The following is a 12186-nucleotide window of genomic DNA, read 5'->3' on the forward strand; positions in this document are numbered from 1 at the left end:
AGGTCAGTTTGTTCTGCTTAACCCAAAAGCGACCATCATGCCCAATTCAGGCATAATGGTCGCTTTTAGTTAGTGCTCACAAACTATCCGACTTTGGTCCCACACACTTTTTTAGGAACTATTGCTTATTGACGTCACTAATCTTCATGGTAATGTTTTTAGGCTTGTCTTGGACGACCACGATGGTTCCTTTGCCAAGAAAATCTTTCGAACCACTGTATTTAATAGTGTATTCCTTAGCAACGGCACCTGAATTTTGCAGGCCCATTACGTAAATTTCATCATCGGTAAAATCGTCGCTAAAGGCAAACGCAATTACGGGAGTAACCACAATTTGGTCCTTTTTCATTTGTTTCAACGTATCCCACAAGCCTTTAATTACTTCGCTTGGAAACTGTTCCTTAACTTCTTCAGCAACTTTTCTTTTTTTAGTTGGATCAAACATTTTACTTTCCTCCACCTGTGAATAATATGAATAGATTACCATAAAAGATGACTTTTGATAATTATTGTTTATTACACGAGGTAATCTAGTTTATAAAACTAGGTAATGATGTTACAATGAAAGAAAACAAATAAGGAGGTTTTAGCAATGAGTAATTATAAAGAATATCAACGGTGGTTGGAACTAGTCAGCCGGGTGGAATTACCACACTGGGATGATTTGCCAAATTTTGATTTGTATATGGACCAAGTAGTGGCGTTGATGACGGAATACACGGGACCTTTAGGCTTGGAAGCAGTGACGCCGGCAATGATCAACAACTACGTGAAAAATAAAGTGATTGTCGCCCCAGCGAAGAAGAAGTATCAGGTAATGCAAATCGCGGATATCCTCTTGTTGACGTTGCTAAAGCAATCCTTTTCGATTCAAGAGATTCGTTCGGGAATTGACCGGGTAACCGCAAGTGAATATCCGAAGCAGGCCTATGACCGATTTATTGATTTGCTAAATAAGAAGATTAGCTTGATTGGTAAATCAAGACCAGATCGCCATGCAGAAAACCTAACGGACCAACTACTGGAAGCAGCATCAGATATGGTGGTGGACCAGTTGGAAACCAACCAACTAGTAAAAATAGTAAAGAATTCAAAGTCGCACGAACCGACGAAAATAAAATAGAGCGTTCTGGAGCCCGGGTAGCTCTTGAGGACTAACAGAATTAGGGACTGATCGCGGGTTAGGCGATTGGTCCCTGATTTGGTTAGCCGTAGAGAGCTGGGGTCCATAACGCGTTTTGACTACGTAGCATAGAAAGAACGGAATCACGCCACTAATTGCGGTTTAGGCAATTGGTGACGTGATTTGGTTAACCGGAAAGGTTTGGGTTACGGAGCACGTTTCGACAATGCAGCATAGAAAGAATGGAATTAGGGACTGATCGCGGGTTAGGCGACTGGTCCCTAATTTAGTTAGCCGCAGAGAGCTGGGGTCCATAACGCGTTTCGACTACGCAGCATATAATCCAATAAAAAAATAATCCCCCGGGCCAACCAGCAATTTGCCCACGGTTCGGGGGATTATTTTATTCAGTAATATCACCAAAGGTACCATGAACCAAGTCAGCGAGGTCCGTAGCTTTTAACTGAACGGAACGGCCAATTTTACCCGAAGAAACGATAATAGTCCCTTGTTCCTTAGCGATTTCCGAAATGTAAATTGGAAATCCCTTGGTTTCGTAAATGCCAATCGGGGTGTTGGCGCCGTGTTCGTACCCAGTCGTTGCCACCAAGTTCTTTAGCGGAATCATACCGACTTTTTTATTTCCGGACAGCTTCGCTAATTTTTTATAGCTAAGGTGTTCGTCCACGGGGATTACCCCAACCAGCGGACCAGTTTGGCTGCCGGTTAAAGCGAGGGTTTTATAAATGACGTGATCGTCGATTCCGATGTGGTCGACGCTGAGTTGCTTAACGTCCCCATCTTGGTACGTTGGAAAAACGAATTGTTGGTACTCAATTTTATGTTTATCTAAAATTTGTTCTACTAAGGTTTTGGAAATTTTTCCTTTTTTCTTTTTCTTCGACATAATCTATCACCCAGCAATGTATTTTAGCACATTGAGCGAATCCCTCACAAAATGAAAGTGGTAAGTTTGCTATAATGATATAGCAACTAATCTACAGGAGATAATTTAATGAAAGATCTGATTTACCGAAAAATCATCCATGATTTGAAAAAACGTATCTTTAATAATGAATTTCCGTCAATGCGTTTGCCAGACGAACGCTCTTTAACGGCAGAATATAACGTTAGCCGTAGTTCCGTAAAGCGGGCGCTTAGCTCGATGGCGCAAGAGGGGATTGTGTTTAAAAAACGGGGATCGGGAACCTTTATCAATCCGCTGTACTTAAAGAGCCAGTCATCGTTTAATTACGAAGGTTCCAACATCGGAATTACCGACAGTTTGAAATCCAACGGAAAAAAGCAGGGGATTAAGGTGCTAGATTTTTCCGTGATTCCAGCCACTAAGAGCATGAAGACCGACCTGTTCTTAAATGACGGGGATTTTGTCTATAAAATTCGGCGCCTGCGCTTATTAGATGAGGAGCCGATCATGATTGAAACGGGCTACATCCCCATTAAAATCGCGCCAGAATTATCCAAGGCCATTGTGGAAAAATCAATTTTTAATTATTTGGAAGACGCGAAGGGACAACAAGTAACCCGTTCATATATGTCGATTCAAGTAGCTCCTTCTAACCAAGAGGACCAAGAATTACTAGGGTTAACTGCTAACGAACCGGTCGGCATTATGTCCGGAATTTTTTTCATGGATGACGGAACCCCCTTTGAAATTTCAAATATGCGAATTCATTACCGGCATATGAATTACAGCACGTTTGTATCAGTAGATTAGGTTTAATTTTTAAAAATAAATAACGGTAAATTACCATTTTTAACCGAGTATGCAGCACAAAGGAGGTTTTTAGAACCTCCATAATCGTTGTAACGGCGCTGTTTGTACGCGGCTATTTTTATTTTTAAAAAATTGGACCGTATCAATTTATAAAATGATTGACCTTTTTCGAGAAAGCGGTTATACTTATCTCGTAAATTAATTAATCAGTTTTTCGCTCACGAAAGGAAGATTACGATGACAGACTATTCATCTAAAGCTTACTTTGACAAACTTGAAAAGTTTTGGCGCGCAGCTAATTACCTCTCAGTTGGTCAATTGTATTTAAAAGACAACCCATTATTGAAGCGTGACGTTAAGGCCTCCGACGTTAAGGTTCACCCAATCGGACACTGGGGAACGATTCCTGGTCAAAACTACATTTACGCTCACTTGAACCGGGTTATTAACAAGTACGGCGTTAACATGTTCTATATCGAAGGACCAGGTCATGGTGGACAAGTAATGGTTTCTACTTCATACCTTGACGGTTCATACACTGAAGCTTACCCAGCAATTACCCAAGACGAAGAAGGAATGAAGAAACTCTTCAAACAATTCTCTTGGCCAGGCGGGGTTGCTTCTCATGCCGCTCCTGTAACACCAGGTTCAATCCACGAAGGTGGCGAACTTGGTTACTCACTTTCTCACGGTGTGGGTGCTATCTTAGATAACCCAGACCAAATTGCTGCAGTAGTAATTGGTGATGGGGAAGCTGAAACTGGTCCTTTGGCAACATCATGGAACCACAACCGTTTCATCAACCCAATTACTGACGGTGCGGTATTGCCAATCTTGGACATTAACGGTTACAAGTTGAGTAACCCAACCCTTACTTCCCGGATGACGGATGAAGAATTAGCTGAATTCTTCCACAGTCAACATTGGGACCCATACTTTGTTGAAGGCGACGATTCTGAAGCAATGGATCCTAAGATGGCTGAAGTAATGGACAAGGCAATCGAAAAGATCCAAGAAATTCAAAAGAATGCTCGTGAAAACCATGACGAATCATTGCCATACTGGCCAGTAATCGTCTTCCGTTCACCAAAGGGCTGGACTGGTCCAAAGACTTGGGACGGTAAGGTTATCGAAGGTACTTTCCGCGCTCACCAAATTCCAATTCCTGTTGATCAAAACAACATGGAACACGTTGATGCACTAGTTGACTGGATGAAGTCATACAAACCAGAAGAATTGTTTGACGAAGATGGTCACATCGACCAAGACATTCTTGACTTCGTGCCAAAGGGTGACAAGCGGATGGCTGCTAACCCAATCACTAATGGTGGGGTTCACCCAACTGACTTGAACTTGCCTGACTTCCGTCAATACGCGGTTGACACAAGCAAGCGTGGTCTCAACATGAAGCAAGATATGTTGGTATGGTCCGACTACTTGCGTGACGTGGTTACTAAGAATCCAAAGAACTTCAGAATGTTTGGTCCTGACGAAACGATGTCAAACCGTCTCTATGGCCTATTCGAAGTAACTAACCGTCAATGGATGGATTCAGTTAAGAAGGACTGGGATGAAGCAGTTGCTCCAGAAGGTCGCATTCTTGATGCACAACTTTCCGAACACTCTGCAGAAGGCTGGCTTGAAGCATACACCTTAACTGGTCGTCACGGAATCTTCACTAGTTATGAAGCATTCCTTCGGGTAGTTGACTCAATGCTTACCCAACACTTCAAGTGGTTACGGAAGGCTTCTGAATTAGACTGGCGTCGTGATTACCCATCATTGAATATTGTTTCAACTTCAACAAGTTTCCAACAAGATCATAATGGTTACACTCACCAAGACCCAGGTATCTTAACTCACTTAGCTGAAAAGAAACCAGAATTCATTCGCGAATACTTGCCAGCTGACGCAAACTCATTGTTAGCAATCAGCCCATTAGTAATGAACGATCGTGGTAAAGTTAACTTGATTATTGCATCTAAGCAACCACGTCCACAATTCTACTCAATGGCTGAAGCAGAAATGCTTGCTAACAACGGTTTGGGAATCATCGACTGGGCAAGCACCACGAATGGTGAAGAACCAGACGTAGTTATCGCTGCTGCTGGTACTGAACCAAACATGGAAAGCTTGGCTGCAATTAACATCTTGCACGACCGCTTCCCAGAATTGAAGATTCGCTTTATCAACGTTATTGACCTATTGAAGTTACAAAGTCCAAAGGTTAACCCTAACGGCTTGAGCGACGAAGAATTCGACCGCTACTTCACTAAGGACAAACCAGTAATCTTCGCCTTCCATGGTTTCGAAGACTTGATTCGTTCAATCTTCTTTGACCGTCACAACCATAACTTACACGTTCATGGTTACCGTGAAGAAGGGGACATTACTACTCCATTTGATATGCGAGTTCTTAACGAACTTGACCGCTTCCACTTGGCTCAAGACGTAATCAACTCAATTCCAGAATTTAACGAAAAGGGTGCAGACTTTGCCCAAGAAATGGACAATATCCTTGCTCGCCATCACGAATACATTCGTGACCATGGTGACGACCTTCCAGAAGTTAAAGACTGGGTATGGAAAGACGTTAAATAATTAAAGCTTAAAGATTAAACAATAAAAGCTGAAAGCAAAGGCCCTTACGGGCGGCTGCTTTCAGCTTTTTTGTGTTGTAGTAATAATGGAAGTGACTATTGCAAACAAGAGCTTAGAGAAGTTAATCCACGTGTAAATCTACAGAGTCAAATAATTGTGCAATTTGTTCAGGAGTGGTTCGCTTCATGGAAAGCGGTGGAAGCTGGTCTTTATCAAACCATTGCATCGCAACTGTTTCACTGTTCTTAACGAATTCACCACTTTCCACTGTACAAGCGAAAATAAATTTATAATACTGAAAAGTTTGCGGGACGTCTTTTCTTAGGGAGGTATCATAGACAGCGCGAAGGGTAGCCATGTTTACGGTCAGCCCAGTTTCTTCGTGCACTTCTTTAATGACGTTTTCTTGTAAGGTCCAGCCAATTTCTGCAAAACCGCCGGGGAGAGCCCATTCACCGTGTGAGTTTTCCACGAGCAATACCTGATTTTTTTGGCGAATAAAGGCTCGCACGTCCACTTTGGGAGTTGGATACCCCGCCTCGTCCTTAAAGAGTTCTGCCACGGTGGTTACTTGCACATTTCCAAGCTCACTCAAACGTTGCATCGCAAGCTGACGGAGACCTTGATAACGTTCGATATCAAAGCGATCGCTTGCGTAAGCTAATCCAGCTTCACTAATTGCTAATATTCGACGAATGAAAAAAAGTTCTTCCAAAATAGATGCCACCTTTACTTACAAATTAATCTCCAACATCAAAAGCTGGCTCAGCCAACGAAATTCCAAAGTAATCGGGTACCGGTGCAGTTACCGTTTGCCAGTTTTGGCTAAAGGGCAAGGGAAATTTGACTTGCCAAGAGTGCAGCCGCATGGGGGCTCCGTCAGCAAGTAAATTATACAAAGGGTCTCCCACGATAGGATGCCCTAAGGCTGCAAGGTGAACCCGAATTTGGTGGGTACGGCCGGTTGCTAACTGAACGAGTAGTAGGCTCCGTTCAGCAAATTCACGAACCACTTGGTAGTGAGTAGTGGCCGGTTGCGCTTCCGGACCGTTGATTTGTCGTTTACGCTGGTCGTGGGGGTCAAGTCCAATGGGAAGCGTGATGGTTCCGCTACGGCTTTTCAAGTGACCTTCTACCATGCACAAGTACGTTCGTTGAATTAATTTTTGACTGATTTGCCGACTAAGAATTGGGACAACAACCGGATTTTTGGCTACCAAAAGGGCGCCACTAGTCCACTGGTCCAAACGATGAACGTTATACGCGTTGGAATCCTTCTTGGCAAAGTACGCCTGTAAGAAGTTAATCATGCTTCCCAACTCGTGTGGTTGGTTAGCGTGTGTTTTAATCCCCGCGGGTTTATTAACCACAAGAAGGTCGTCATTTTCAAACAAAACGTCAGGACTTTGGGAAGAATCCGGGTCAAACGGCGGAAGCGGGGTAGAAAAGTCACTTTCTTTGAAGGTTAACGAAATCAAGTCTCCGGTGCGGACAACGGTGCTAACCGGTTGGTACCGTTGGTTTACCAAAACTCGGCGTTCAGTGCGTAAAAAATGGACGACTTTCCGAGAAAGCCACCAAGTTTTTTGCAGTAGTTCTCGTAAAGTTTGGGGAGAATAAGATTGGTCTAGTTTAATATGGTACGTCCAGGTCATAAAAACTCCTTTTTGCCATAAAAAAACGACCCATAAAATTATGGACCGCTTTTTTACATACTTAATTATTTTTTGGCTTTCTTTTCGGGTTTAACTACTAACACATCACAAACCGCGTTCCGACTTACGTAAGTAGCAACTGAACCAACCATTAGCCGTTCTAGCGCGTTTAAACCAGTAGAACCAATCATAATCAATTCGTTTTTGTGATCCTTTGGAAATTCACGAGCAATTACCGGCTTAGGATTACCAAAGCGGATATGAATGCTAACGTCGGTAACCCCAGCATCTTCAGCTCTTTTCTTTAGTTCTTCTAAGCGATGTTGGACGTCTTCAGAAAGCTTGTAGATTACATCTCCACTAACCGCTCCACCATAGGTGTCACTAAATTGGTTAACTTCTAAGACATTTAGGATATCTAGATGAGTGTTATTCCGTTTAGCAACTTCAATTGCCCGGTCAACGACAACCTCTGTCATTTTTGAACCGTCAACAGGTGCCAAGATATTTTTGTATTGTTGTAGCATGTTCCCACCATCCAATCATCATTTCTTATACTAATAATATCATTTTCAAAATGAATTGTAAGCCTTTTTACCTTTAAATTCTGGATATTTTCGCTTTGGCAAAGGTAAAGAAACAAAAAATGAAATCGGTTTATTACAACGCCCGAAACAGTGGTATATTGGTATGGTAAACGGACAACGGGGAATGGTTCCCCATGCTAATTTAAATTAGGAGCGATACATAATGTTATTGGGTAGTATTGAAGCCGGCGGTACCAAATTTGTGTGTGCCGTGGGAAACGAAAATTATCAAGTACAGGATCAAACACAATTTCCAACGACTACTCCGGAGGAAACCTTACAACGAACAGTCGATTACTTTAAAAAATTTGACATTGCGGCGTTAAGCATTGCGTCGTTTGGACCAATTGAAATTCGGCACAGTTCGCCAAAGTATGGCTATGTAACCACTACGCCAAAGCCAGGTTGGGCGGATACGGATTTTGTAGGGTGCATTAAAAAGGAATTTGATATTCCGATTTTTTGGACTACCGACGTCAATGGTTCGGCGTACGGGGAATACGTAATGGCCACCCTCGCTAACGAAAAAATCAATTCGTTGACGTATTATACAATTGGTACCGGTGTGGGTGCGGGAGCAATCGTGAACGGCCACTTGATCGGGGGAATCGGTCATCCTGAAATGGGCCATGTTTTAGTAAAGCGGCACCCTGACGATCTAGATTTTAAGGGTGTTTGCCCGTACCACGGGGACTGTTTAGAAGGATTGGTTGCTGGGCCAACGTTTGAGGCTCGCTTAGGCGTTAAGGGCGCAGAAGTTCCGCATTCAGATCCCGTCTGGGACATTATGGCTTACTATACGGCACAAGCCGCTATTCAAACGACCCTTACGCTACGTCCGGGAAAGATCGTTTTTGGTGGCGGGGTAACCAACCCGGATTTCTTGGAGAAGGTTCGCAAATCATTTAAAGAACTCCTGAATGGCTACGTACAAGTTCCGGATCTTGATAAGTACCTCGTGATGCCGGAAGTTGCCAATAATGGTTCAGCCACCCTGGGTAACTTTGCGTTAGCTGAAAAATTATTAGAAGTTTAATAAGCTTTTTTGCTAGAAACAGACTGTTCAATTGGTTTTACGATTTAAACAATGCAACGTAAGGACTTGAAATAAAAATAGTCGCTTAACTACTGCTTGGTTGTGCAGTAGCTAGGCGACTATTATTTTTTAGTACTGAGTGTGGGATATCGTTCAAAAATTTCCTATAGCAGCGGTAAAATCACGTTGGTCCATAACCAAGAAATTGGCATGATAACGATCATAATCGGGATCATGTCGGCAGTTGGGAACATCTTAACTTGGATAATTCGGAAACCGCTCGCTAACATTAAAACTCCGCCTCCAGCTTTAAAGTCCAGAATCATATCTGGGGTGGTGAGGGGGAAGATCACGTGAGCAGCGAGGAGTAGGGCGGTTAGAATGATTAAAAGCGGGATCGCAATTAAGGAAACCACGTATCCTAAATTGGCCGCAAAAATCAATGCCGTAAAGAAATCCAAAATGGCTTTGGAAATTAAAATCGACGGATCACCACTCATTCCTTCAATCAAAGAACCGTAAATACCGGTTCCGCTCGCACAGAAAAGGACGATTACGGTAACCAAATTAGCGTCGTAAGTGATCTTGTCCCAACTACCGTTACCCGTTTTATTGGAGGGGAGCAAGCGTGAAATGAGACGTTGCATATTTTCTGCGCCCCGGTTAATTAACACGCCGAGTCGGAATAGGAGACCCAATCCAGTTCCGATGATTACCGCGAAAATTACCGCGGCTAAGTTTTTCATGGGGGCAATTGCGTAAATTCCCATGGTCATGGAACAAATCCCAAAGGCCATGTTTAGACCTTCTTTGAACCGTTCGGACATCGCGCCGCCACTTAAGGCCCCAATGATTCCCCCAAAGAAAATTGCTGAAACGTTAACTATGATTCCAATTGGCAAATTAAATCCTCCCTCTTTTTTTACTCACAAAAGATTAGTTTAGTCATTGACTCGGAAAAGCGCAATTCCTTTTTATGTGCTAAAATATTCCAAATAGGAATAGGTCGGGAGAAAGCAATGGATACAAAAAAATTAACGACGTTGGTTGACTTGGCAGAAACCCAAAGTTACAGCGAGACTGCGGAAAGGTTATTTTTGTCGCAATCAACCGTGTCAAAACACATTATGGCTTTAGAAAAGGAATGGGACGTTAAGCTTTTTTCGCGCGCTCACCGGCAAGTACAGTTAACCGCGGCAGGAAAAAAGATTTTGCCCGCGGTTCAACAATTATTGCGACAGGAAAAAGAATTACAAACCACGGTGGCAATCGCAAACGCCAACCACGCCCAGACGCTAGTTATTCACGGAATTGCTTCCATTGCCCAGTACCAAGCTTTTAACATCATTACTAAATTTACTAGCCAGTATCCGAACGTAAAACTGAAGTTCAGTGAAGCGGAGGTGCCGGACCTAAATGAAGATTTAAAACGGCAGGACGTTGACGTGATTTTTACTCGAATTTACGAGGATAACGATCCGCGCTATGACACAATCGTTAACGAAACAGACCATTACGTGGTGTTGGTGCCGAAGAATAGTCCGTTGGCGCAAGCTAAACAACTAAGCATTGAGATGATCAAGGACCAACAACTCCTTTTACTCCGGAACACAATTACCGTTGCGAACCCCTTAAACGAAGTTTTGAAACGTTCGTTAGTTACTCCGCGGATTGTTTATGAAGGACAGCGAATTGATTTGATTTTAGAAATGTTAAACCAAGGGATGGGCGTTTCGGTAGTGATGAACAAGTCGTTTGATTTGACGGGATTTGATAACGTCAAGGCCGTACCACTGGTTCCTGAAATCTGTAGTCGCCTAGTCTTCTTAAAAAGAAGGGACCGGACTGCACCAGTGGTTAATCTGTTTTGGGACTTTGCAAAACGGGAAATTGAGCAAGCAAAAGAATAGCAGGTAAAAAATAACCCTCACAGCAAGGTGTCCACCTAGTTGTGAGGGTTGTTTAATTTAAGAAGCTCGGGGTTATTTCCACCATAGTTTGATTAAAGCTTGGGTACCGTCGTCGCCAAGACCTTGGGCATTAACTAAATTGTCGTAAAGCTGGGTGGCTAAGCGAGTGGCTGGTAAATCAATGTGCATTCGCTTAGCTTCGGTTAAGGTGATGTTGAGGTCCTTTAAAAAGTGTTTAGCAAAGAATCCCGGCGTGTAATCATTCTTCAGAATCCGCGGTACGTAATTATCCAGGCTCCAGTTATCGGCGCTTCCGTGGGAAACGGTATCTAAGACTTTTTGTAAATCTAAATTAGCGGCCTTCGCGTAAACCAGCATTTCAGTTAAGCCGGTCATCGTGCCGGCAATCATGATTTGGTTAGCCATCTTAGCGTGTTGTCCGGTACCAAAGTCCCCAAAGTAATTCACCGCTTGTGAAATTTCGGGGAAGAGGGGTTCCATTTTTTTAAACGCCTCCTGGTGCCCGCCGGCCATGACGGTTAAGGTAGCGTTTTTAGCACCAATGTCACCGTCAGAAACGGGAGCATCGAGTGCCAACGCCCCGATTTCTTCAGCCCGGTGGCCAATTTCTTCAGCGAGGGTCGGTGAACTGGTGGTCATATCAACAACTAACTGGTCGGCTTTCAACGTTGTAAAAATACCGTTTTCCCCAAAGTAAATTTCCTTAACGTCTTGCGGGAAACCAACCATGGTAATGACGATGGGTGCTTGGATGGTCAACTGAGCGGGCGAGTCAACCCAAATTGCCCCGTGGTCAATTACTTCTTGGGCGTGAGCCTTAGTCCGGTTGTAGACAAATACCTGATGATGGTGCTTTAACAAATTATTAATAATTCCCGTACCCATTACTCCAGTACCGATAAATCCAATTTTCATGTAAATTTCCTCCTGTCTTAAATCAAGCGCATTAAATCAGCGCAATGGGAAAACAATGTATGTATGTAAAAAACGAGTTATGAATGTTAAACTTTTATTTAGAAACTTAACTAGTGAGGGATAAAATGAAAATTCTAGCCAACGACGTGATTCAAACCTTAAAAGCGGGCGACTTTGCCAGTCAAACGTTTAAAATCGGAAAAGCAACGCTTAAAAAAGCTGACGGAACCGGTGCAGATGAGGCGTTTAACTACTTAAAAACAGCGGTTAACCAGCACGGAATTGCCGAAGCGGTCATCAACGTTAACAAAGACGTGGTGATTAAGTTACAATCAAACGTAATTAACCTACCGCTATTATACCCCGCAGCCGTCGAAAAATTAACCGAGGCTGACCAAGAATACGATTTGAACGTATATGCAGTCATCGAAGCTGAGAAGATTAATTCTTCACATTTACGAATTGATCAAATTGGAACGGCGGATGATCTGCTAAATGACAACCCGGACTTACGTTTAAATTTCCGGGACTGGGTTAAAGAACAGTTTGAACGCTTAGATCAACCAGCTGCAAAATCGACTACCGAATAGCAGGAGGGAG

At 43.1% G+C, this 12186-nt stretch carries 13 protein-coding genes; 6 read left to right on the plus strand and 7 right to left on the minus strand.

Annotated features, from left to right (window positions below):
- Positions 1 to 118: 118 nt before the first annotated feature.
- Positions 119 to 445 carry a hypothetical protein gene (locus NL111_RS01625; RefSeq protein ID WP_024862611.1) on the minus strand — a complete coding sequence of 109 codons (327 nt, stop codon included), beginning with the start codon at positions 443 to 445 and terminating at the stop codon, positions 119 to 121.
- Positions 446 to 592: 147 nt separating this feature from the next.
- Between NL111_RS01625 and NL111_RS01630 the strand changes: the two genes are divergently transcribed.
- On the plus strand, positions 593 to 1123 hold the full coding sequence (locus NL111_RS01630; protein ID WP_002830062.1) for a DUF1836 domain-containing protein: 531 nt from the start codon (positions 593 to 595) through the stop codon (positions 1121 to 1123).
- Between the two features lie 403 nt (positions 1124 to 1526).
- Here the strand turns inward: NL111_RS01630 and ybaK are convergent, their stop codons facing one another.
- On the minus strand, positions 1527 to 2030 hold the full coding sequence (ybaK, locus tag NL111_RS01635) for a Cys-tRNA(Pro) deacylase (protein ID WP_285110360.1): 504 nt from the start codon (positions 2028 to 2030) through the stop codon (positions 1527 to 1529).
- Between the two features lie 108 nt (positions 2031 to 2138).
- On the opposite strand from ybaK, the gene NL111_RS01640 reads away from it, so the two are divergent.
- On the plus strand, positions 2139 to 2861 hold the full coding sequence (locus NL111_RS01640) for a GntR family transcriptional regulator (RefSeq protein WP_002830056.1): 723 nt from the start codon (positions 2139 to 2141) through the stop codon (positions 2859 to 2861).
- Positions 2862 to 3098: 237 nt separating this feature from the next.
- Positions 3099 to 5462 (plus strand): phosphoketolase family protein, encoded by a 2364-nt coding sequence (locus tag NL111_RS01645; RefSeq protein ID WP_002830055.1) that lies wholly within the window; start codon positions 3099 to 3101, stop codon positions 5460 to 5462.
- A gap of 121 nt (positions 5463 to 5583) precedes the next feature.
- Here the strand turns inward: NL111_RS01645 and NL111_RS01650 are convergent, their stop codons facing one another.
- From NL111_RS01650 to NL111_RS01660, 3 genes are all read right to left on the minus strand, one after another.
- On the minus strand, positions 5584 to 6177 hold the full coding sequence (locus NL111_RS01650; RefSeq protein ID WP_285110361.1) for an NUDIX hydrolase N-terminal domain-containing protein: 594 nt from the start codon (positions 6175 to 6177) through the stop codon (positions 5584 to 5586).
- A gap of 25 nt (positions 6178 to 6202) precedes the next feature.
- Positions 6203 to 7117, minus strand: a complete 915-nt coding sequence (locus tag NL111_RS01655; RefSeq protein ID WP_285110362.1) for an RluA family pseudouridine synthase — start codon at positions 7115 to 7117, stop codon at positions 6203 to 6205.
- A 65-nt stretch (positions 7118 to 7182) separates the two neighbouring features.
- Positions 7183 to 7644, minus strand: a complete 462-nt coding sequence (locus tag NL111_RS01660) for a universal stress protein (protein ID WP_002830051.1) — start codon at positions 7642 to 7644, stop codon at positions 7183 to 7185.
- A gap of 223 nt (positions 7645 to 7867) precedes the next feature.
- Here NL111_RS01660 and scrK point away from each other — a divergent pair, with 223 nt between their 5' ends.
- Positions 7868 to 8740, plus strand: a complete 873-nt coding sequence (gene scrK / locus NL111_RS01665; RefSeq protein WP_128688309.1) for a fructokinase ScrK — start codon at positions 7868 to 7870, stop codon at positions 8738 to 8740.
- A 164-nt stretch (positions 8741 to 8904) separates the two neighbouring features.
- Here the strand turns inward: scrK and NL111_RS01670 are convergent, their stop codons facing one another.
- Positions 8905 to 9642, minus strand: coding sequence for a DUF554 domain-containing protein (locus NL111_RS01670; RefSeq protein ID WP_002831052.1), 738 nt, complete (start codon positions 9640 to 9642; stop codon positions 8905 to 8907).
- A gap of 117 nt (positions 9643 to 9759) precedes the next feature.
- On the opposite strand from NL111_RS01670, the gene NL111_RS01675 reads away from it, so the two are divergent.
- The gene (locus tag NL111_RS01675) at positions 9760 to 10650 is read left to right on the plus strand and encodes a LysR family transcriptional regulator (RefSeq protein WP_002831054.1); all 891 of its coding nucleotides are present in this window, start codon (positions 9760 to 9762) and stop codon (positions 10648 to 10650) included.
- 72 nt (positions 10651 to 10722) lie between these two features.
- Here the strand turns inward: NL111_RS01675 and NL111_RS01680 are convergent, their stop codons facing one another.
- On the minus strand, positions 10723 to 11586 hold the full coding sequence (locus NL111_RS01680) for an NAD(P)-dependent oxidoreductase (RefSeq protein WP_285110363.1): 864 nt from the start codon (positions 11584 to 11586) through the stop codon (positions 10723 to 10725).
- Between the two features lie 125 nt (positions 11587 to 11711).
- Between NL111_RS01680 and NL111_RS01685 the strand changes: the two genes are divergently transcribed.
- Positions 11712 to 12176, plus strand: a complete 465-nt coding sequence (locus NL111_RS01685; RefSeq protein ID WP_002831057.1) for a hypothetical protein — start codon at positions 11712 to 11714, stop codon at positions 12174 to 12176.
- The last annotated feature ends 10 nt before the right edge of the window (positions 12177 to 12186 follow it).

Origin of the sequence: Pediococcus sp. AC40, assembly GCF_030252485.1 — a bacterium.
In the GTDB taxonomy this organism is placed as follows: domain Bacteria; phylum Bacillota; class Bacilli; order Lactobacillales; family Lactobacillaceae; genus Pediococcus; species Pediococcus acidilactici.

What these genes read in the sequence shown, in the direction of transcription:
- NL111_RS01625 (WP_024862611.1), bottom strand. Translation starts at nt 445, where the DNA reads ATGTTTGATCCAACTAAAAAAAGAAAAGTTGCTGAAGAAGTTAAGGAA.
- NL111_RS01630 (WP_002830062.1), top strand. Translation starts at nt 593, where the DNA reads ATGAGTAATTATAAAGAATATCAACGGTGGTTGGAACTAGTCAGCCGG.
- ybaK (WP_285110360.1), bottom strand. Translation starts at nt 2,030, where the DNA reads ATGTCGAAGAAAAAGAAAAAAGGAAAAATTTCCAAAACCTTAGTAGAA.
- NL111_RS01640 (WP_002830056.1), top strand. Translation starts at nt 2,139, where the DNA reads ATGAAAGATCTGATTTACCGAAAAATCATCCATGATTTGAAAAAACGT.
- NL111_RS01645 (WP_002830055.1), top strand. Translation starts at nt 3,099, where the DNA reads ATGACAGACTATTCATCTAAAGCTTACTTTGACAAACTTGAAAAGTTT.
- NL111_RS01655 (WP_285110362.1), bottom strand. Translation starts at nt 7,117, where the DNA reads ATGACCTGGACGTACCATATTAAACTAGACCAATCTTATTCTCCCCAA.
- NL111_RS01660 (WP_002830051.1), bottom strand. Translation starts at nt 7,644, where the DNA reads ATGCTACAACAATACAAAAATATCTTGGCACCTGTTGACGGTTCAAAA.
- scrK (WP_128688309.1), top strand. Translation starts at nt 7,868, where the DNA reads ATGTTATTGGGTAGTATTGAAGCCGGCGGTACCAAATTTGTGTGTGCC.
- NL111_RS01675 (WP_002831054.1), top strand. Translation starts at nt 9,760, where the DNA reads ATGGATACAAAAAAATTAACGACGTTGGTTGACTTGGCAGAAACCCAA.
- NL111_RS01680 (WP_285110363.1), bottom strand. Translation starts at nt 11,586, where the DNA reads ATGAAAATTGGATTTATCGGTACTGGAGTAATGGGTACGGGAATTATT.
- NL111_RS01685 (WP_002831057.1), top strand. Translation starts at nt 11,712, where the DNA reads ATGAAAATTCTAGCCAACGACGTGATTCAAACCTTAAAAGCGGGCGAC.